This is a genomic window from Leisingera sp. ABM4_101, from assembly GCF_056158725.1.
Map to the genome: position 1 here is coordinate 2,192,525 of NZ_JBSWTV010000002.1, position 18,725 is coordinate 2,211,249.

The following is an 18,725-nucleotide window of genomic DNA, read 5'->3' on the forward strand; positions in this document are numbered from 1 at the left end:
TGACAAGGAGCTTTAGATGGACATTAAACGGATCTCATCCAATATCGGAGTGAGCCCGCAGATTTCAGTGAGTGATCTGGCGGCAGTTAAGGCCGAGGGGTTCAGGGGGATCATCTGCAATCGGCCCGATGGTGAGAGCGCGGATCAGCCCAGGTTTGCTGACCTTGAAAAAGCTGCAAGCAAAATTGGATTGAAATTGCGTTATGTGCCAGTTCAGCCCGGCGCGGTTTCAAATAGCGATGCGGTGGCATTCGTCAAAGCGCTGAGTGATCTCGGAAGCCCGGTCTTGGCCTTCTGCGGTTCGGGCAAGCGATCTGCATCGTTGTGCGCCCTGCTGCAGGCACAGCAAGCGCTGACTGATCTTCCTGACCAAATCCAGAACTAAGAGGCCGCCATGATTAAATTTGAAGTCGTGGGTTATGACTTTTGCCCTTTCATCCAGCCCGCGATTATTACCTTGAAGGAAAAGGGGGCCGCATTCACCGTGACCTACATCGAGCCCGGCGAAATGCCGGACTGGGTGCGCCAGGTCTCGCCAAAGGGCATGACGCCGTTTCTGTTGGCGGATGGCAAGGTTCTCTTTGAATCCGCTGCCATAAATGAATTCGTCAATGAGGCAACCAGCGGCGATCTGCATCCCCGAGATGCCTTCCTGAAAGCGCAAAACCGTATGTGGATCAGCCGCAGCTATGGTCTGCTGGATCATATCTACGAGCTGAAAACCACGGACAGCCAGGATATATTCCACGCTGAGAGAATGAAGCTGAGAACGAAGCTTCGTGCCCTTGATGAAGCGATTGGCGAGAACACATTTTTCAATGGCGCAGATTTTTGCTTGATTGATGGGGCCTTTGCACCTGTGTTCAGGTCCATCGCCTTGCTTGATGGCCAGTTCGCTGCGGGTATTCTTGACGCTTTGCCGAATGTCGCAAGGTGGTCAATGAATATCCTTGACAGACCATCGGTGCGAACCTCTGTCGTAGAGAGCTTTGACACAAGATTGGCAGAAAAGATCCTGAGCAGCCATGCTATTGCAGCCCGCCTGCATTCAAGCTCGGCGGCTGCATCAGCCGTTTTTTAGATCGGCCAGCAGCACCCGTGTTGCGGCCTCAGCGAGCCGGACGATTTCTTGTTCGTCCGGTCGGCCTCTTCCGAAGAGAACGTCATCCCGGAACGCGAAGAGCATCGACGTAAAAAGAAGCACAGCCTCATCTGGATCGGCAACGGATAGCCGTTCCTTCAGAAATTGTGACAAAGCCGCACTCGTCTCATCCGGCGCCACGGCAAAAAAGCTCTCTACGATCTCAGGCGACTTGGCGCTTTCGGCGACCAGCAATCTGAAAATGCGCAAGGGCTCATCTGCAATGTGCCAGCGGATAAATCCCTGGGCGAAGCCCACCAACGCTGCCCGGGTGTCAGGATCTGTCAAGTGACGCGCGAAGTCAGCATTGCTTGATTGCCCCACAAACCTGACAGTAGCTTCGAACAGCTCGATCTTGGACGGGAAATAGCGATAGACAGTTTGTTTCGTAACGGCCGCGAGTGACGCAATCCTGTCCATGTTTGCGGCTTCGTAGCCTGCTGAGAGAAATTCTTCCCGCGCTGCGTTCAAGATTGAGAGGCGCTTCGCTTCTCTTTTTTCTTCCATTCTGCCCATAGTGCTAGAGCCAGCCTCCAAATTTTCATCCTCATTAGTATGAAAAAAACTGACTTCAGCTCAAGCGCAAGAAAATCAAACTCAAGAGCATGATTATGGAGGCGGGGCTAATGGCTGAACTCAACCAGATCGGCTGTATCAAAACGCCACACAAGCGACTTGAAGATTGTCCGAACAATACCCTTGCGGATGGGCCTGAATGTGAGGTCATCTTGGACGAAGCGTTTGCACCCGGCCTGAACGGTCTGCGAGTGGGCCAATCGGTTCTTTTGCTGTATTGGTTTGAGGGTGTTGACAGAATTCTGGTCACGCAAGCGCGCGGACCGCGTGCTGACGGAAGAGAGGTTGGCACATTGGCCCTTTGTTCAACGCATCGGCCAAACCCACTAGCGGCCTCAATGTATGGCTGTTGATGCCAGCCTGATCGAGGCCGATGCCAGCAAGCAAAACTCCGCACCCAAGGAAGATTGGGATCACAGCACCATTGATCCGGACGATGCGCCTCGTGCCGTGAAGGAATACCTTGAGGTGCTGGACGAGGCGGCCTTTGGTGCAGCAGCACCTGTTCAGCCCAAGTTCACATCGCATTCCGATCCGGCCAGTCAATGGACTGCGGCGTAAAGGCCCTGCATTTCCCTGTTATCGGCAAGGCTGGCCGCAGGGATGGCGCCTGGACCCGCACTGATTTTGAATGGGACGCCGAGAGCAACCGGTACATCTGCCCCGAAAGCCACGCTCTGAAGCAGTTTCGCCGGAACTACTCCGGCCCGAACCGGGGACCGGCTGGCAAGGGGGGCGCCAAATACCGCAGTCTCAAGAAGATCTGCCAGGCCTGCCCCTCAAAGCAGTTCTGCTGCCCGAACATGGACTTCCGGCCGATCACCCGCGAGGAACATGAAGGCGCCCGCCAGGTTGCCTGCGGTATCCACTGCCCGGCAGTGCATGTTTACATGCACGAGAGGGGCAAAGACCCGCCAATACGGCATCTCGACGAAGCTGTGAAAGAAGCTCGAGATGCTCTGCGCCCACCTCAAACGCATTTCCGGCCTGGGCCGTCTTCGATTGCGAGGCCCATGCGGCGCAAACGGCGAATTCCTCCCGCCGCCGCCCAGAACCTCCGCAAACTGGCCAAGATTTTTCCCGCACCGCAGCAAACACGCAAAGCCTGATCGGAAAGGCGCTCGCGCCGTGTTCAGAACCACACTTTCTGCGTCGGCAACACGTTGTTTTTTCACAGAAAAGGCTCAGATCCGCCGGGCGGTGCAGACGAAATGGGTGAGGGAAAAGAAGAAACGGCCCTCGGCTGCCAGTTCCTCCTGCTCCTGCGCCCAGGCGGCGGCGTCGTCGGCGTCGGTGGCCTCTGTCTGAACGGCAAAGGCGCGGATCAGGCGGATCATCATGGCGGCCAAGCCGTCCGGGCGCAGGCTGGTGTCGCAAATGGTCACGGGGTGCATGGTTTCAACCGCAAAACCGCAGTCGCGCAGTTCTTCTGGCAGACGGGCGGGCACGCAACGTTCAGCCAGATGGTTGTCCCAGATATCCAGGAACCGCTGCATCCGGGCGGCGTTGTCGCTGTGCCAGGCGAAAGTGTCGAAGTGGATGTCGCCGATCACCAGGCGGCCGCCGGGTTTCAGTACCTGGTGCAGGGCGCGCAGCACCGGGCGGCGGCTGGTGATATATTCGAACACTTGCACCGACACGGCCTTGTCGAAGCTGTCTGGCTCAAACGGCAGGCTGGCGGCATCACTTTCAGTCAGGGTGGTGTTGGCGCGCCCGTCCAGCCGCTGGCGGGCGGCGGCCAGCATGTCGGGGCTGGCGTCCAGCCCGGTCACATGGCCCGCGGGGCCGACGGTGCGGGCAAGCTCCAGCGTCAACAGCCCGTTGCCGCAGCCCAGGTCCAGAATGCGGTCGCCAGGCTGAGGGGCCAACGCGTCGAAATTGGCCCGCCGCCGCCGGGAAATGTCGGCGCCCTGATAGGCGTCTTCCAGAACGCGGGTGGTGTCCTCGTCGAATTGCAGCATGGTCTTCCTCCCCCCTCTGACCCCCTCTGACAGGCTGATCAGTAGCCCGGAATGGCCCGGTTTCCAGCCGCGGGGCAGCGCGGGGCAGCGCGGGGCGGCAAAAATCCCCCCTCGCACGGAGGCGGAAAACCGCCTATAACCGCGCAGAGATGCGAATTCTTGGAGACATTGGATGACCGGCGAGCTTTCCCCCATCGACAAGGCGAAATTCGTCGCGGCCAAACGGGCGGCGGAGATGGTCGAGGACGGCATGCGGGTGGGGCTGGGGACCGGTTCCACCGCCGCCTGGCTGGTGCGCTGCCTGGGTGAGCGGGTGCGCGAGGAGGGGCTGCGGATCACCGCGGTGCCGACCTCCAGCCGCACCGCCGCGCTGGCGCGGGATGTGGGTGTCCATGTGGTGCCGCTGGATGAGGCCAAATGGCTGGACATGACCATCGACGGCGCCGATGAGTTCGACCCGGACCTCAATCTGATCAAGGGCGGCGGCGGCGCCCATCTGCAGGAAAAGATCGTCGCCACTGCCTCGGACCAGATGGTGGTGATTGCGGATGCCAGCAAATCGGTCGAGACGCTGGGTGCCTTCCCGCTGCCGGTGGAGGTGCTGCCGTTCGGCTGGCAAAGCAGCCAGGCACTGCTGGAAGAAACCCTGGTGTCGATGGATGTGATGGGCCGCAGCACCACGCTGCGGATGAATGGCGATGCGCCCTTTGTGACCGACGAGGGGAATTACATCCTGGACCTGCATTTGAAGCGGATCGGCAACGCGCGGCAGCTGGCGCTGGTCCTGAACCAGATCCCCGGGGTGATTGAGAACGGGTTGTTTATCGACATCTGCGACACCGTGGTGATCGGCTACGGCGACGGCCGGGTCGAGGTGCGCGATATCAACGAGGGCACCGTCGAGAAGGACAAGCTGGATTTTGTCGAGAGCGACAACCTGTTCACCGATCTGATGGACTGAAATTCCGCCTAGCTCTGCGCGCGGGGCTGTGTGGGAGGAAAGCGCGGGCAGCCGAATTCCTGCGAGGAATTCGGCCCGGTTTCCGGCGCGGGAACCGGGGGCTGGCGGGTGGCTGTTGAAGCCTGTCCCGAAATCCTCGCAGGATTTCGGGACGGAATTCGCGCCGAATTCCGTTTCCGCCGCCGGCGGCGGGCCTGGCCGGGCGAAATGCCGGGTTTCCGCCTCACAACCCAGTGCAAATTCAATGCAAAAGGTTGAATGCGGCGCGGGAACGCCCACTTGGGCATATGGCGTTTGGTGGTCCGTTATGGGATACACTTGATCAAGAAATGCAAAGGGCGGAACTACATGAGCTTTGATTACGATCTGTTTGTCATCGGCGGCGGCTCCGGCGGGGTGCGCGCAGCACGCGTTGCGGCGCAAGAGGGCGTCAAGGTGGCGCTGGCCGAGGAAGACCGCTATGGCGGCACCTGCGTGATCCGCGGCTGCGTGCCGAAGAAGCTGATGGTTTTTGCCTCCGAATATTCGGGCATGGTTGAAGACGCCCAGGCCTATGGCTGGGACATCCAGCCCGGTGCCTTCAGCTGGGACGCCTTCAAGGGCAAGCTGCACGCAGAGCTGGACCGGCTGGAAGGCATTTACCGCAACATTCTGAAGAACAACGACGTTGAAAGCTTTGACCAGCGCGCCAGGCTGGCCGATGCCCACACGGTGGAACTGGCCGACGGCACCCGCAAGACCGCCAAGCATATCCTGATTGCCACCGGCGGCTGGCCGACAGTGCCGGAGTTCCCCGGCTCGGAGCTGGCGATCACCTCGAACGAGATTTTCCACCTGGACGAACTGCCGGAATCGATCCTGATTGTCGGCGGCGGCTATATCGCCTCGGAATTTGCGGGCATCATGAACGGGCTAGGGGTGAAGACCACCCAATTCTACCGCGGCCCGCAGATCCTGCGCGGCTTTGACGAGGAGGCCCGCGGCGTGGTGGCGGAAGGCATGGTGGAGGCTGGCGTGGACCTGCGGGTGAACACCAATGTCACCGAAATGCGCCAGGAGGGCAGCAAGATCCGGGTGACAGACACCCATGGCAATACCCATCTGTTCGACAAGGTGATGTATGCCACGGGCCGGGCGCCGAATGCGGATAACCTGGGGCTGGAAGAGATCGGGATCGAGCGCGGCAAGGGCGGCGCCATCGTGGTCGATGCCTACAGCCAGACGGCCGTTCCTTCGGTCTTTGCGGTGGGCGATGTGACCGACCGGGTGAACCTGACGCCGGTGGCGATCCGCGAGGGCATGGCCTTTGTCGAGACCGTGTTCAAAGGCAACCCCACCAGCCCCGACCATGACCTGATCCCGACTGCGATCTTCACCCAGCCCGAAATGGGCACCGTGGGCCTTAGCGAAGAAGAGGCGGCGGCGCAGGAGCCGGTCGAGGTCTACTCCACCTCCTTCAAGCCGATGCAGCAGGCCTTTGCGGGCCGGGCGCAGAAAGTGCTGATGAAGCTGGTGGTCAGCAAGGCAACCCGCAAGGTGCTGGGCTGCCATATCGTCGCACCTGGTGCGGGCGAGATGATCCAGCTGGCCGGTATTGCCGTAAAAATGGGTGCAACCAAAGAAGATTTCGACCGGACTGTTGCAGTGCATCCGACAATGTCGGAAGAGTTGGTAACCCTGAAGACTCCGGTGCGTTCGACCTGATCGGGCGTTCCGGCAAGAACCAGAACTCATGCCGCCCATTGTCATGCATCATGGGCGGCAGCAAACGGATAGGAGACAAATGGCGGGCAATAGCGGTGGCCCCTGGGGGGGCGGCGGCTCTTCCGGCGGCGGAGGAGGCAACCGGGGCAACAACGGCGGAGGCGGCGGCGGCCGCAAGCCGGAGGATCCCCAGATCCCCGAGATTGATGAACTGGTGAAGAAAGGCCAGGAGCAGCTGCGCGTGCTGATGGGCGGGCGCGGCGGCTCTGGCGGCGGCCGCGGCGGACGCGGCGGCCCGGGCGGCGGTGCGCCGCTGTTCACCAAGGGCACCCTGGGGCTGGCAGTGATTGCCGGCGCGGTGCTGTGGGGTATGGCCAGCGTGTACACCGTCAAGCCGGAAGAACAGTCAGTTGAGCTGTTCCTGGGCGAATACTCCTCGACCGGGCAGCCGGGCCTGAACTTTGCGCCCTGGCCGCTGGTCACCAAGGAGGTGATCCCGGTGCGGGTGGAGCAGACCGAGAACATCGGCTCCGGTGCGCGCGGTTCGGATGCCGGGCTGATGCTGACCGGGGATGAGAACATCATCGACGTGGATTTCCAGGTGGTCTGGAACATCTCCGATCCGGCGCGGTTCCTGTTCAACCTGCGCGACCCGCGCTCGACCATCAACGCGGTGTCGGAATTGGCGATGCGCGAGATCATCGCCCAGTCCGAGCTGGCACCGATCCTGAACCGCGACCGCGGCGCCATCACCGCCCGCCTGGAAGAGCTGATCCAGTCGACGCTGGACAGCTATGACAGCGGCGTGAACATCATCCGGGTGAACTTTGACGGTGCCGACCCGCCGGAGCCGGTGAAGGACGCCTTCCGCGAAGTGCAGTCCGCAGGCCAGGAACGCGACCGGCTGGAAAAACAGGCTGACGCCTATGCCAACCGCAAGCTGGCAGGCGCCCGCGGCCAGGCCGCGCAGACGCTGGAAGAGGCGGAGGCCTACCGCGCCCAGGTCGTGAACGAGGCCCAGGGTGAGGCGAGCCGCTTTACCGCGGTTCTGGAGGAATACCAGAAAGCGCCGGAAGTGACCCGCAAGCGCCTGTACCTGGAAACCATGGAAGAGGTTCTGGGCCGGGTCGACAAGATCATCCTGGATGAGAACGCAGGCGGTGAAGGCCAGGGTGTCGTGCCCTATCTGCCGCTGAATGAGCTGCGCAAGCCGCAGGGGGGCAACTGATGCGTAAATCTACTCTTCTTCTGCCTGTTCTGGTGGTTGCGGCCATCGCGGTGCTGTCCTCGATCTTCATCGTGGATGAGCGTGAAAAGGCGCTGGTGCTGCGCTTTGGCCGGGTGGTTGACGTCAAGGAGACCCCGGGCCTGGCGTTCAAGCTGCCGGTTATCGACAATGTGGTGCGCTATGACGACCGTATCCTGAGCCTGGAAGTGGGCCCGCTGGAGGTCACGCCGCTGGATGACCGCCGCCTGATCGTGGATGCGTTCTCGCGCTACCGGATTGCTGATGTGGAAACCTTCCGCCAGGCGGTTGGCGGCGGCGGCATCGGCGGTGCCGAGCTGCGTCTGGACAAGATCATGCGGGCGCAGACCCGCGAGGTGCTGGGTTCCGTCAGCTCCAACGATATCCTGTCGTCGGACCGTTTCGCGCTGATGCTGCGGATCCGCAATGGGGCGATCGCCCAGGCCCGCCAGCTGGGCCTGGAGGTGATCGACGTGCGGCTGAAGCGCACCGACCTGCCGCAGGCCAACCTGGAAGCCACCTTTGCCCGGATGCGGGCTGAGCGTGAGCGGGAAGCGGCGGATGAGATCGCCCGCGGTGAAGAGGCGGCGCAGCGTGTGCGCGCGCAGGCCGACCGGACCGAGGTGGAGCTGGTTTCCGAGGCGGAACGCGAGGCGGAGGTGATCCGCGGTGAAGCGGACGCAGAGCGCAACGGGATCTTTGCTACGGCCTATGGCGCGGATCCGGAGTTCTTTGAATTCTACCGCTCGCTGAACGCCTATGCGAATTCGCTCTTGGCCGGAAACTCCTCGCTGGTGCTGTCGCCGGACAATGAGTTCTTCAACTACCTGAAGTCCTCGGGCGGCAAGACGGCGACGCGGTAATGGGGTTTATCCTCCTGGCTCTTGGGCTGGTGCTGATTGCAGAGGGGCTGGTGTACGCACTGGCCCCTTCGCTTGTGGAGCGGCTGCTGGAGATGCTGCGCACTCTGAGCGAGGAGCAGCGCCGCAATGCCGGGCTGGCGGCGCTGGCACTGGGGCTGATGCTGGTCTGGCTGGCGTTCCGGCTGGGGGTCTGACGGGCCCGTCCCGCCTGTCCTTGAAACAAGAAACAGCGCGGGCTGGCAGCAGCCCGCGCTGTTTTCGGTTTTGCGATGCCAGGGCAGGGGATAACCCTGGGCCGCCTTCAGGCGGCGGAGGCCAGCCCGGGTTTGCCGCTGTCCTGCGCCTGCCAGCTGTCTTCCTGCCAGCCGCCGGTCTCTTCGATGGTGAAGCCGCCGACTGCATTGACCAGATTGCCGGCCTCGCGGCGCAGCAGCTGGCCTGCGGCTGCCGTTTCTTCCAGCATGGCGGCGTTTTGCTGGGCGTTGCGGTCCAGCGCGGTCACCGCAGCGTTCACTTCGGTGAGGCTGCCGGCCTGATCGGTGGCGGCCTCTGAAATCTCGCGCACTTTGCCGACGATCTGGTCGACCACCTGCTGAATGACCGCCAGCGCCTCGCCGGTCTGTTCCACCAGGCCGACCCCGGTGTCGACCTCGCGGCCGCTGTTCTTGATCAGCTCGTTGATTTCCCCGGCGGCGCCGGCCGAACGCTGGGCGAGGTTGCGCACCTCCGAGGCGACCACGGCAAAGCCGCGCCCGGCCTCGCCTGCGCGGGCGGCCTCAACCCCGGCATTGAGGGCCAGGAGGTTGGTCTGGAAGGCGATGTCTTCAATCAGGTCAGTGATCTTGGCAATTGCCTGCGAAGAGTCTGCAACCCGGCGGATCGCGTCGATCAATTCGCTGGCCAGCTCATGGGCCGCCCGCGCCTGGTTTTGCGCATCGCTCACATGGTCGTCGGCCTGTTTGGCATTTTCGGCAGTGCTGAGAACTGCTGCGTTCAGGGTGTCGAGCGACGCGGCCGTCTCTTCCAGCGAGGCGGCGGAATGCTCGCCCCGGCGCGAGGCGTCTTCGGCGGCGCCGGCGATTTCATCCGAGGTGCTGAGAACGGCGCCGCTGCTGCTGGTCAGCTGGCGGACAATGCCGGTGAGGTTTGCGTTCAGAGTGTCGATGGTATCGGAAATTTCCTTGAACACCCCCTGGTGGCCGTTTGGCATGCGGTGGGTCAGGTTGCCTTGCGACAGGGCGCTGAGCGCCTTCATGACATCGCCGACACCGTGTTCCGCAGCCTCGCCGATCTGGTTCACGCCGCGGGCAAGGCCGGCAAAGCCGCCGTCGCTGCCGCCGGTGCCGATGCGTTTGGAAAAATCGCCGGCGCCGCAGGCCGTGATCACCTCTGCAATGTCGGCCATCAGCCGGTCCCGCTGCTGCAGATCCTTGCGGAACACCTCCAGCGCGCTGGAGATCGAGGCAACCTCTGTGATGCGGGAGCGCGGCAGATCGTTGCTGTAATCGCCCGCCATCATCCCCTGCAAAACGCCGTTGGCGCGGGCCAGCGGGCGGGAAATGCCGAGGCCGAGCCGGAGGGCGACCAGGATGAACAGAACCAGCCCGCCAAGACCTGCGGCAAGGGCGGTTTGCCGGGCGGTCTGCTCTGCCTGAACCGCTTCGGCGCGGATGCCGTCCTGCAACCCGCGGGCGCTGCTGCGCAGCTCTGCCAGGATTGGCTCCGCTTCGGCGAAGCGGGCGGACAATTCCTTGCGCAGCTGCTTTTCGGCCAGGGATTCGGCGACGAATTCCTGAAACGCGCCCTGATAGGCCGCCAGCAGGGCCTGGATCTCAGACTGCTGGGCCTGATTGGCATAAGAGCTGGCGGGAAACTCAAGAAACTCCGCCACGCGGGCGTTCAGGCGATCAAGATACTTGGGCGCGCCGCGCAGCAGGAAGTCCTTTTCGTGGCGCCGCATCATCAGCATCTTCACCTGCATTTCCGGGCGGTTGATCTCCTTCAGCCTGGTTTCGACCTCATGCACCGCGGCGCGAAGGCTGCCTTGCAGGCCGGTTTTTTCGTCCAGGCCCAGGCGGCGGTGGCTGTCCGCCAGCTGCAGGAAGGCGGTGCCATAAGCGTCAACCGCTGTTGTCAGGGCGGTGAAACCGGTTGCCTGTTCCGCGATGCCGGGAATGGCGGCCCCCAGGCTGCGGGCTGTTTCAATGTCAGAACGCAGACGCCCCATCACCTGCGCATGGCGTTCGGCGCTTTTCTCATTGCGGCGCAGCAGGAAGTCTTTTTCAGCCCGCCGGGCGGAGAGAAAGGCGATTTCCAGGCTGTCGAGGGTCGCGGCAAGGGAGCTGATCCTGTCCAGTTCCGCCTGTTTGCCGCTTTTGACGGTATCGGAGTAGCGGGCAATGCCGAACTGAGCGGCCATGGCCGCCGCGGCGAGGAGGACAATCGTGAGAATCGCTGTCTTGATGGAGGTTTTCAGCATCTTCAGGTCACCGGGCAATTAACGAATACAGATGGCTGCTGCCTACCAGAAGGGTCCTAAGAAAGGGTGCATCTGCAGAAAGCGGATAAGAAACGGGCAGCAGTCCGGACCCGGCCGGATCTGCCTGCGGTACCTGTTGCAGGACGTCCGGGCAGGCTCTGCGGGGCGGTTTGCGCGCCTGAAGGCGGCCTGCTGCCGGTCACGCTGTATTGAATGCCTGCAACATCGGTTGCGCGCCCGGCGGAAGTTCCTACATTGGAGGCATAAGACTCCGCCCGGGCCCTGCGGTATTGGCGCAAAGGCGGGCAGAGGAGAAGAATTAGAAGTGACAAGGAGTAGACCCGTGCAGCCACAGGCAATTGCAATTTCCCGCCGGGCAAGCGGCAGCGGCGCGGCACTGCGCTGGATCTGGCTTGCGGTGCTGAGCATGGCGGTCCTGCTGATGCAGGCGGCGACCGCCCAGGCCCGGCCTGAGAGCCTGGCGCCGCTGGCCGAGACGGTCAGCCCGTCGGTGGTCAATATCACCACCACCACGGTGGTCGAGGGGCGCACCGGCCCCCAGGGCATTGTGCCTGAAGGCTCGCCGTTTGAGGATTTTTTCCGCGAGTTCCAGGACCGCAATGGCAATGGCAACCGGCCGCGCCGGTCGTCGGCGCTGGGCTCGGGTTTTGTGATTTCCGAGGATGGCTATATCGTCACCAACAACCATGTGATCGAAGGCGCCGATGAGATCGAGATCGAGTTCTTCCCCGGCGACGGCCAGCCCAAGGAGCTGCTGCCGGCCAAGGTGATCGGCACCGATCCCAACACCGATATCGCATTGCTGAAGGTCGAGGCGCCGGCGCCGCTGAAATTCGTCAAGTTCGGCGACAGCGACACCGCCCGCGTCGGCGACTGGGTGGTGGCCATGGGCAACCCGCTGGGGCAGGGGTTTTCGGTCTCGGCTGGTATCGTTTCGGCGCGCAACCGCGAACTGTCGGGGTCGTATGACGACTACATCCAGACCGATGCGGCGATCAACCGGGGCAACTCGGGCGGGCCGCTGTTCAACATGGATGGCGACGTGGTTGGCGTGAACACCGCAATCCTGTCGCCCAATGGCGGCTCCATTGGTATCGGGTTCTCGATGGCCTCCAACGTGGTGGTCAAGGTGGTCGAGCAGCTGAAGGAATTCGGTGAGACGCGGCGCGGCTGGCTGGGTGTGAAGATCCAGGATGTGGACAGCGACCTGGCTGAGGCGATCGGCCTGGAGAAAGCGCGCGGCGCGCTGGTCACCGATGTGCCGGAGGGGCCTGCCAAGGCGGGCGGGGTGCTGGCCGGCGATGTGATCGTCAGCTTCGACGGCGTGGACGTGAAGGACACCCGCGGCCTGGTGCGCCAGGTCGGCAACGCGGAAGTCGGCAAGACCGTGCGGCTGGTGGTTTACCGCGAGGGCAAGACGGAAACCCTGCGGGTGACCCTGGGCCGCCGCGAGGATGCCGAGCGCGTGGCCTCTGGCCCGGACAGCAATGGCGGCTCGCCGGATGTGTCCGAGAAGGAGCTGCTGGGCCTGTCGGTTGGGGTGCTGACCGAGCAGATGCGCGGTGAGCTGAACCTGGACAGCAGCATCGACGGGCTGGCGATCCTGTCGGTGGATGAGACCTCCGAGGCCTGGGAAAAGGGCCTGCGGGCGGGTGATGTGATCACCGAGGCGGGTCAGCAGAAAGTGGCCTCTATCGGTGAGCTGGAAGCGCGTGTGGAGGAGGCCCGGGAAGCGGGCCGCAAGTCGCTGCTCCTGCTGGTGCGCCGCGGCGGCGAGCCGCGCTTTGTGGCGCTGAACCTGTCCGAGTGATCCGGCGCGCAGAGAGAGCCTGAAATCATGGCGAAGGCCGGGCGGGTGCCCGGCCTTTTTCCGTTTTGCGGCACAAGACTTTTGGAAAAGCCTTGGCAAAAGTTTCCGAAAACTTTTTACCGTTTCCCGGGCCGGAATTCTCGTAGGATTCCGCTGCCCTGCGGGATAGCCGGTACGCAAAAGGGGAAGAGCCATGTGCTGGCGGGCACATGGCTCTTGTTGGACAGGCAGCCATTGGGATGGAACGGATAATGGCTGTCTATGCAGGTGTTATGGCGCAGTGCAGGCGCCAGTTCTGTGACCGGGATTACAGAGCACGGATTTCGCTGCAGAATTTTCTGCTGCCGGGATTAGATTGAATCCGGTTCCGCCAGCACCGCCAGTTCGCCCCGGTCGAGGATCTGCACGCCGCCGCGGCTGATGCCGACCAGCCCGCTGCGTTTCCAGGCGGACAGCGTCTTGGAGACCGCTTCGCGGGTGGCGCCGACAAACTCCGCCAGCTCTGCCTGGGACAGGGCGATGCGGCCGTCGCGGCCTTCGGGAGCGAGATACAGGAGCTTGCGGGCCAGGCGCACCGGCATCGGCAGGAAGACCTGCTCATTCAGCTGGGTGTTCATCCAGCGCATCCGCTGGCCGGCCAGCCGCAGCAGGTCGGCAGCAAGGTCGGGGTGGCGGCGGATCTGCTCCAGCACGTCGCCGCTGCGCAGGCGCAGCACCCGGCTGGGTTCGGCGGCGATGGCGGTGGCGGTGCGCTCGCCGGGGTCAAACAGGGTGATCTCGCCGAAGACCGCGCCGGGGCGCATCATGTCGAGCGACAGCTTGCGCCCGGAAGCGGAGAGCACTGAAAACTCCAGCGCGCCCTCGGCAATGGCATAGAGCGCATCGCCCGCATCGCCCTGTTCGAACAGCACTTCGCCCTGGCGCAGGCGCACTTCCGTTGCCTGGCTTTCCAGCATCCGGCGCAGCGGGCCGGAGGCGCCGGAGAGAAAGCCGGTGTCGGGCAGGCGGGTTGTCAGCATGGCCAAGTCTCTTTGTGTTTCGGGCCCGGTCCGGCGGACCTTAGCAGAGGCCGGGGCACCGGGGAACCATGCAACTGAACCGGATGGTTCAGCCAGTCACGGCCACCAGGCCCAGCTTGCGGGCGGAGGTGAGCGACAGCGTTCCGCTGTCCAGCCCCAAGGGGGCCTGGTAGCGTTGCACTGCCTTGCGGGTGGCGGCATCCATTTGCCCGTGGACCGGGCCGCGGTAGAGGCCGCGGGCAGCCAGGGCGCGCTGGATGGTGCGGATGAAGTCCGGGGTCATCATGGCGGGGCAGGGGATTTCGAACCAGCGTTCCTGCCGCGGCTGCACGATCTGCTGGCGGGTTTCGGTGCGGAACACCGCAGGGCGGGTGATGCGGCCGCTGCCGTCGGTTTCCGCCGGCCGGTCCAGCACCTGGCTGGTGACGGTTTCGATCACCGCGGGCGAGGTCTGTTTGCTCCAGCAGGTATCGGGCGGCGCGCCAGGCGGGGCATAGCGGCCTGCGGCGGCGGCGCTGCTGCCGGGCGGCGGCGCAACGCAGGCGGGCAGCGCAATCAGGGCTGCCAGCAGCAGGGCGGGCGCCAGGCGCCGGCTGGGGATCAGGTTTGATGGCATCATGCCCGGGTGCCTCTTGCCGGCGCCCTTGTCTGTTCCCCTGACGGGGCCGGGCGCTGGTGCTTTTGGAGCAGCCTAGCCGAGTTCCGGGCCTGGCGCAAAGGCCGGATCGTCCCGGCGGCCCTGTTCCGCCAGCAGGAGGTCGAGCATCGGCGAAATATCCTCCACCGTTTCGGCGATCACATGGGTCACGGAATGCGCCCGCTGCAGCCGGCCGGTGACGCGCAGCAGCCGCCCGGAGATCACCGCGCGGCGGAAGGTCTCGTAGATCTTGCGCCAGACGATCACGTTGACGATGCCGGTCTCATCCTCAAGCGTGACGAAGATCACGCCTTTGGCGGTGCCCGGGCGCTGGCGCAGGATCACCAGGCCCGCGACGGTGATGCGGGCGTCCTGAGGCGGCTCCTGCAGCCGGGCGGCAGGCAGGCAGTGGGGCGGGCGCGGCCAGGGGGACAGGCTGGTTTGCTGGCCGGTCCGCAAAGCGGCTGCGGCGGCTGCGGGGATGGCGGTGGCGGGGGCTGGCATGAGGAAAACGGCCCTGCGGTTGAGAATATTTGAGAGTGAACAAATATAGAACATGTCACGGGAAAGTCCAGCAGCGGCAGGGCGGCGTCGCAATTGGGGGTAGCGCCTGCGCAGGGGCTTGGCTACACAGTCGCCCAAGTACCGGAAAAGGGAAGAGAGCTGACAATGGCAAAGATCACTTATATCGAGCACAACGGCACCGAGCACGTGGTGGATGTGGCCAACGGGCTGACCGTGATGGAAGGCGCGCGCGACAACAACATTCCGGGCATCGAAGCCGATTGCGGCGGCGCCTGCGCCTGCTCGACCTGCCATGTCTATATCGCGCCGGACTGGGTCGAGAAGCTGCCCGCGAAGGATGATATGGAAGAGGACATGCTGGATTTCGCCTATGAGCCCGATCCGGCCCGCTCGCGCCTGACCTGCCAGATCAAGGTGAGCGACTCGCTGGACGGCCTGGTGGTGCATATGCCCGAGAAGCAGATCTGATGACTGCGGGGCCGGCGGCGCGGCGTCATCCGTTGCGCGCCCGGCCCGGTTCCGCCCGCCGCGTTTGGCGGGCGCTGTGTTTGGGGCTGGCCCTGGCCGGTCCTTCTGCGCTGGCAGCCGAGAGCAGGATCGTCTCGGCGCGCTACGGTGAGCCCACCAGCCGCTATGGCCATGCGGTGCTGGGTGATGATGTGGAATACGGCGCGCTGGAGCTGACGGTGGAGAAGACCGGCTCTGACGGTTGTCTGCCCGCCAAGGCTGTCTGCCAGACATCCGGGATTCTGATCCGGCTGCCGCTGGATCATGTGTTCGAGGACATTGCGCCGCGGCTGGCGGATGTGGATGGCGATGGCAGGCCGGAGGTGCTGGCGGTCGAGACCGACATGGCACTGGGCGCGCAGCTGGCCGTCTATGATGCGGGCGGCGCAAAGATTGCCGAAACCCCGCATATCGGCACCCGCAACCGCTGGCTGGCGCCCATCGGCGCCGCGGATTTGGATGGCGACGGATATGCCGAGATCGCCTATGTCGACCGGCCGCATTTGGCCAAGACTTTGCGGATCTGGCGGTTCCGGGATGGCGCGCTGCACGAAGTGGCCAGAAAATCCGGGCTGACCAATCACCGCATCGGCGAGGATTTCATCACCTCCGGCATCCGCAGCTGCGGTGAGGGGGCGGAACTGGTGATGGTGAGCGGCGATTGGCGCCGGATTATGGCGGCGCGGCTGCAGGGTGATCAAATCACCACCCGGGATATGGGCGCCTTTGATCCGGCAACGGGCCTGGCGGCGGTACTGGCCTGCCGTTGAGCAGGCGTGCCGCGGTTGGGAGCAGGCGGGAGCCCTGCCCCCCCTGAGTGGCTGCAGGGCCTTTGAAATTTACCTAAAATCATTGCCTTAATAATGATCCTTGGGGCAGGGGCGCTTTAGCTTTGCTTAGCATTTCAGGTTTACCTTGATGCTGATGAGCAGAGCCGGGCGCAGGCCGTCCGGGCCGGTATTCAAGGAGTTTTGCGCGTGAGTTTCACACCATATGTGTTCGGCACCGGGATTGCCGGGTGGAATTTCCTGCAGCGGACCCGCGAGCAGCAGCAGGAGATTTACGAGAAATCCCCGGTGCTTGACCGGAATATCCAGAATTTCACCCAGAAGATCACCCAGGTGCAATCCGCCGATGAACTGCTGGATGATTTCAGCCTGCTGACAGTGACGCTGGGCGCATTTGGCCTGGATGAGGACATCAACAACCGCGCCTTCATTAAGAAGGTTCTGGAATCCGATCTGAGCGACTCGGCGTCCTTTGTGAACCGCCTGAATGACAGCAGATACATGGCGCTGGCCGAAACCTTCGGGTTCAACAGCCCGAATGGCCCCCAGATGCCCAGCAGGCGGGCCGAAAATCCCTATGCAGGCGTGAATTCGCCTGAAGACCTGCTGTCAAACCCAACGCTGCTGCGGCAGGCCCTTAGCGATTTCGGGCTGAGCAAATACGAGGGCAATGAGTTCTTTCTGATGCGGGTGCTGGAATCGGACCTGACTGACCCGGAATCTTTTGCGAACAAGCTGGGCAAAACTGAGCTGATCGATTTTGCCAGCCAGTTCAGCTTTAACCAGCCGCCAGAGTATGAAAACAGCATTCAGGCTCTGGTTCTGGAATTCAATCAGCATGATGGCGGCCCGGCTACGGCTGATGACCTGCTGGCAGACGCAGATCTGCTGCAGGCGGCGCTGGATACCTTTGGTGTGGACAGCACAAACCCGGTTTTTCTGAAGCGGGTTCTGGAGTCCGATCCGACGGATCCCAGTTCTTATGTGAACCAGCTGGACGACAAAAAATACCTGGCGATGTCCCGGGCCTTCGGATTTGGCTGGCCGGATATCAATGAGTTCACCAGCCCGGATCAGCTGCTGGAGCGGCCGGCGCTGCTGGAGGAAGCTCTGGATCAGTTCAACGTCAGCAACCGCGGGGAAGATTTCCTTCGGCAGGTTCTGGAGTCAGACCTGTCCGATCCGAACTCCTTTGTGAACCAGCCGGCAAACTTGGCCTACTACGATTTTGCGGACGCCTTCCAGAATGGCTGGCCCGAGCAGCCGGGCAAAATACAGGTGCTGTCCGACGAGATCACGGACAAGCTGGGGTCATTTGCCGACCCGCGCCAGGTGGTGTTTGATATCAGCCTGTTCGAAGCAACACTGGATGTGTTCAATCTGAATCACCGCAGGCTCGATTTCGACGTGGTGATCCGTGCGTTTGAATCCGATCTCTCCTCTGACATCTCCTATGCAAATCTTCATTACGAGGATAACTTGCGGTCTATGGCCCATGCATTCGGTTTCAATCAGGGCGTGAGCGAGCGGGAGTATCCGGAAGGTTTTGCCGAGGAAATTGCAGAGCTTTACACCACGCGCCAGTTTGAAATCGAAATCGGTCAGACGGATCAGAACATGCGCTTGGCTCTTGCTCTTGAGCGGGAGCTGCAGGACGTCGCCGATGAAGGCGGCAGCGAGGATGCCCATTGGTACAACATTATCGGGTCGCCGCCTTTGAAGTCGGTATTTGAAACTGCACTGGGTCTCCCTTCGAGCTTTGGCCAGCTGGATATTGACCGGCAAGTAGACGAAATGAAGGAGCGTGCCTTTGCGGCCTTTGGAACCAGCCAGCCCGCGGATTTTCTGGAGCCCGGCAAGCTGGATGAATTCCGAAACAGGTTCCTGCTGCTGGCCGATCTGAACGGAACCGGGGCCAGCGGTGGAGTCAGTGATCCAATCCTGTCGCTGTTCTAGGGGCCGGACGCACTCATCCTGTACTGCTGGCGCGCGAACCGCAATAAAACAGGGGTTTTGAGCGCGCCGGGGCTGGCGCGGTCAATTCCAAGCGGCCAAGGACGCTGCATTGCAGCGGTTCACGCGTTCGCAGGATTTGACTGATTTTGCCCCTGAACTGCGTTACAGGCCCTTGGAATAGAACCGCTATTCCTGCGGGGGCGTGCCTGGTCAGGCACAAAACCGGACGAACCAGCGGTGCAGGGTTAATGGGTCCTGACCAAAGCAACTGTCTTGTTCAGCCGGTCTGGGCGGCCCAATTCCGGCGGGAATTGCAGAGGGCTTAAGCGAGTGCTGGCAGCTTGCGGGCGGCGGCAATAATGCTGGCTATGTGCGGTTTTTCTGCCTTCTGACCGGCGGTCCTGGGCGGCTGCATTCAGCTGCCCGGGACGATGCAGAGAGCGTTGCTGGTGCGCTAGGAGGCGTGGTCAATGCCACAAGGCTCAGACGCATACACCGCCCCGTACGGGGCTCCGCCAAGGACGGCGGCGG

18 protein-coding genes and 1 pseudogene are annotated in these 18,725 nt (G+C 62.8%); 13 read left to right on the forward strand and 6 right to left on the reverse strand.

Annotation, left to right across the window (positions count from 1 at the left end):
* Window positions 1-16: 16 nt before the first annotated feature.
* Together ACXAEK_RS11765 and ACXAEK_RS11770 are read left to right on the forward strand one after the other, a co-directional pair.
* Window positions 17-385: a protein tyrosine phosphatase family protein gene (locus tag ACXAEK_RS11765; protein ID WP_475042119.1), complete on the forward strand. Its 369-nt coding sequence runs from the start codon at window positions 17-19 to the stop codon at window positions 383-385.
* 9 nt (window positions 386-394) lie between these two features.
* Window positions 395-1,081 (forward strand): glutathione S-transferase family protein, encoded by a 687-nt coding sequence (locus ACXAEK_RS11770; RefSeq protein ID WP_475042121.1) that lies wholly within the window; start codon window positions 395-397, stop codon window positions 1,079-1,081.
* Here ACXAEK_RS11770 and ACXAEK_RS11775 read toward each other — a convergent pair.
* Window positions 1,067-1,648 carry a TetR/AcrR family transcriptional regulator gene (locus ACXAEK_RS11775; protein WP_475042123.1) on the reverse strand — a complete coding sequence of 194 codons (582 nt, stop codon included), beginning with the start codon at window positions 1,646-1,648 and terminating at the stop codon, window positions 1,067-1,069. The genes ACXAEK_RS11770 and ACXAEK_RS11775 overlap by 15 nt on opposite strands.
* A 119-nt stretch (window positions 1,649-1,767) precedes the next feature.
* On the opposite strand from ACXAEK_RS11775, the gene ACXAEK_RS11780 reads away from it, so the two are divergent.
* Complete coding sequence (locus ACXAEK_RS11780; RefSeq protein ID WP_475042125.1) at window positions 1,768-2,070, forward strand: TrmO family methyltransferase domain-containing protein; 303 nt, start codon at window positions 1,768-1,770, stop codon at window positions 2,068-2,070.
* Window positions 2,054-2,826: pseudogene (locus ACXAEK_RS11785) on the forward strand (transposase); the annotation flags it as partial. The gene ACXAEK_RS11780 and the pseudogene ACXAEK_RS11785, both read left to right, overlap by 17 nt.
* A gap of 75 nt (window positions 2,827-2,901) precedes the next feature.
* On the opposite strand, the gene ACXAEK_RS11790 reads toward ACXAEK_RS11785, so the two are convergent.
* Window positions 2,902-3,678, reverse strand: coding sequence for a methyltransferase domain-containing protein (locus tag ACXAEK_RS11790; RefSeq protein WP_475042127.1), 777 nt, complete (start codon window positions 3,676-3,678; stop codon window positions 2,902-2,904).
* A gap of 172 nt (window positions 3,679-3,850) precedes the next feature.
* Here ACXAEK_RS11790 and rpiA point away from each other — a divergent pair, with 172 nt between their 5' ends.
* The 5 genes from rpiA (at window position 3,851) to ACXAEK_RS11815 (ending at window position 8,646) form a co-directional block, all read left to right on the forward strand.
* Window positions 3,851-4,639: a ribose-5-phosphate isomerase RpiA gene (gene rpiA / locus ACXAEK_RS11795; protein WP_475042128.1), complete on the forward strand. Its 789-nt coding sequence runs from the start codon at window positions 3,851-3,853 to the stop codon at window positions 4,637-4,639.
* Window positions 4,640-4,987: 348 nt separating this feature from the next.
* Complete coding sequence (gene gor / locus ACXAEK_RS11800) at window positions 4,988-6,343, forward strand: glutathione-disulfide reductase (protein ID WP_475042130.1); 1,356 nt, start codon at window positions 4,988-4,990, stop codon at window positions 6,341-6,343.
* Between the two features lie 79 nt (window positions 6,344-6,422).
* Window positions 6,423-7,571, forward strand: coding sequence for an FtsH protease activity modulator HflK (gene hflK, locus ACXAEK_RS11805; protein ID WP_475042131.1), 1,149 nt, complete (start codon window positions 6,423-6,425; stop codon window positions 7,569-7,571).
* Window positions 7,571-8,452, forward strand: coding sequence for a protease modulator HflC (gene hflC / locus ACXAEK_RS11810; protein ID WP_475042133.1), 882 nt, complete (start codon window positions 7,571-7,573; stop codon window positions 8,450-8,452). The genes hflK and hflC overlap by 1 nt, the downstream gene beginning before the upstream one ends.
* Window positions 8,452-8,646, forward strand: coding sequence for a DUF2065 family protein (locus ACXAEK_RS11815; protein WP_475042134.1), 195 nt, complete (start codon window positions 8,452-8,454; stop codon window positions 8,644-8,646). The genes hflC and ACXAEK_RS11815 overlap by 1 nt, the downstream gene beginning before the upstream one ends.
* A 107-nt stretch (window positions 8,647-8,753) precedes the next feature.
* Here ACXAEK_RS11815 and ACXAEK_RS11820 read toward each other — a convergent pair whose 3' ends face one another.
* Complete coding sequence (locus tag ACXAEK_RS11820) at window positions 8,754-10,931, reverse strand: methyl-accepting chemotaxis protein (protein WP_475042136.1); 2,178 nt, start codon at window positions 10,929-10,931, stop codon at window positions 8,754-8,756.
* Window positions 10,932-11,274: 343 nt separating this feature from the next.
* Between ACXAEK_RS11820 and ACXAEK_RS11825 the strand changes: the two genes are divergently transcribed.
* Window positions 11,275-12,762, forward strand: a complete 1,488-nt coding sequence (locus ACXAEK_RS11825) for a Do family serine endopeptidase (protein ID WP_475042137.1) — start codon at window positions 11,275-11,277, stop codon at window positions 12,760-12,762.
* Between the two features lie 350 nt (window positions 12,763-13,112).
* On the opposite strand, the gene ACXAEK_RS11830 is transcribed toward ACXAEK_RS11825, so the two are convergent.
* From ACXAEK_RS11830 to ACXAEK_RS11840, 3 genes are all read right to left on the reverse strand, one after another.
* Window positions 13,113-13,781: a Crp/Fnr family transcriptional regulator gene (locus ACXAEK_RS11830; protein ID WP_475042139.1), complete on the reverse strand. Its 669-nt coding sequence runs from the start codon at window positions 13,779-13,781 to the stop codon at window positions 13,113-13,115.
* A gap of 88 nt (window positions 13,782-13,869) precedes the next feature.
* Complete coding sequence (locus ACXAEK_RS11835) at window positions 13,870-14,400, reverse strand: peptidoglycan-binding domain-containing protein (protein WP_475042141.1); 531 nt, start codon at window positions 14,398-14,400, stop codon at window positions 13,870-13,872.
* 72 nt (window positions 14,401-14,472) lie between these two features.
* Window positions 14,473-14,922 (reverse strand): OB-fold nucleic acid binding domain-containing protein, encoded by a 450-nt coding sequence (locus ACXAEK_RS11840; RefSeq protein ID WP_475042143.1) that lies wholly within the window; start codon window positions 14,920-14,922, stop codon window positions 14,473-14,475.
* Window positions 14,923-15,087: 165 nt separating this feature from the next.
* On the opposite strand from ACXAEK_RS11840, the gene ACXAEK_RS11845 reads away from it, so the two are divergent.
* The 3 genes from ACXAEK_RS11845 to ACXAEK_RS11855 all read left to right on the forward strand — a co-directional run bounded on the left by ACXAEK_RS11845 (window position 15,088) and on the right by ACXAEK_RS11855 (window position 18,194).
* Window positions 15,088-15,411: a 2Fe-2S iron-sulfur cluster-binding protein gene (locus ACXAEK_RS11845; RefSeq protein WP_475042145.1), complete on the forward strand. Its 324-nt coding sequence runs from the start codon at window positions 15,088-15,090 to the stop codon at window positions 15,409-15,411.
* Window positions 15,411-16,220, forward strand: coding sequence for an FG-GAP repeat domain-containing protein (locus ACXAEK_RS11850; RefSeq protein WP_475042146.1), 810 nt, complete (start codon window positions 15,411-15,413; stop codon window positions 16,218-16,220). The genes ACXAEK_RS11845 and ACXAEK_RS11850 overlap by 1 nt, the downstream gene beginning before the upstream one ends.
* A gap of 207 nt (window positions 16,221-16,427) precedes the next feature.
* Window positions 16,428-18,194, forward strand: coding sequence for a DUF1217 domain-containing protein (locus ACXAEK_RS11855; RefSeq protein WP_475042148.1), 1,767 nt, complete (start codon window positions 16,428-16,430; stop codon window positions 18,192-18,194).
* Window positions 18,195-18,725 lie beyond the last annotated feature (531 nt).

Bases quoted from the DNA above. Each gene is read 5' to 3' on its own strand.
- ACXAEK_RS11765 (WP_475042119.1), top strand. From the start codon at position 17: ATGGACATTAAACGGATCTCATCCAATATCGGAGTGAGCCCGCAGATT.
- ACXAEK_RS11770 (WP_475042121.1), top strand. From the start codon at position 395: ATGATTAAATTTGAAGTCGTGGGTTATGACTTTTGCCCTTTCATCCAG.
- ACXAEK_RS11775 (WP_475042123.1), bottom strand. From the start codon at position 1,648: ATGGAAGAAAAAAGAGAAGCGAAGCGCCTCTCAATCTTGAACGCAGCG.
- ACXAEK_RS11780 (WP_475042125.1), top strand. From the start codon at position 1,768: ATGGCTGAACTCAACCAGATCGGCTGTATCAAAACGCCACACAAGCGA.
- ACXAEK_RS11790 (WP_475042127.1), bottom strand. From the start codon at position 3,678: ATGCTGCAATTCGACGAGGACACCACCCGCGTTCTGGAAGACGCCTAT.
- rpiA (WP_475042128.1), top strand. From the start codon at position 3,851: ATGACCGGCGAGCTTTCCCCCATCGACAAGGCGAAATTCGTCGCGGCC.
- gor (WP_475042130.1), top strand. From the start codon at position 4,988: ATGAGCTTTGATTACGATCTGTTTGTCATCGGCGGCGGCTCCGGCGGG.
- hflK (WP_475042131.1), top strand. From the start codon at position 6,423: ATGGCGGGCAATAGCGGTGGCCCCTGGGGGGGCGGCGGCTCTTCCGGC.
- hflC (WP_475042133.1), top strand. From the start codon at position 7,571: ATGCGTAAATCTACTCTTCTTCTGCCTGTTCTGGTGGTTGCGGCCATC.
- ACXAEK_RS11815 (WP_475042134.1), top strand. From the start codon at position 8,452: ATGGGGTTTATCCTCCTGGCTCTTGGGCTGGTGCTGATTGCAGAGGGG.
- ACXAEK_RS11820 (WP_475042136.1), bottom strand. From the start codon at position 10,931: ATGCTGAAAACCTCCATCAAGACAGCGATTCTCACGATTGTCCTCCTC.
- ACXAEK_RS11830 (WP_475042139.1), bottom strand. From the start codon at position 13,781: ATGCTGACAACCCGCCTGCCCGACACCGGCTTTCTCTCCGGCGCCTCC.
- ACXAEK_RS11835 (WP_475042141.1), bottom strand. From the start codon at position 14,400: ATGATGCCATCAAACCTGATCCCCAGCCGGCGCCTGGCGCCCGCCCTG.
- ACXAEK_RS11840 (WP_475042143.1), bottom strand. From the start codon at position 14,922: ATGCCAGCCCCCGCCACCGCCATCCCCGCAGCCGCCGCAGCCGCTTTG.
- ACXAEK_RS11845 (WP_475042145.1), top strand. From the start codon at position 15,088: ATGGCAAAGATCACTTATATCGAGCACAACGGCACCGAGCACGTGGTG.
- ACXAEK_RS11850 (WP_475042146.1), top strand. From the start codon at position 15,411: ATGACTGCGGGGCCGGCGGCGCGGCGTCATCCGTTGCGCGCCCGGCCC.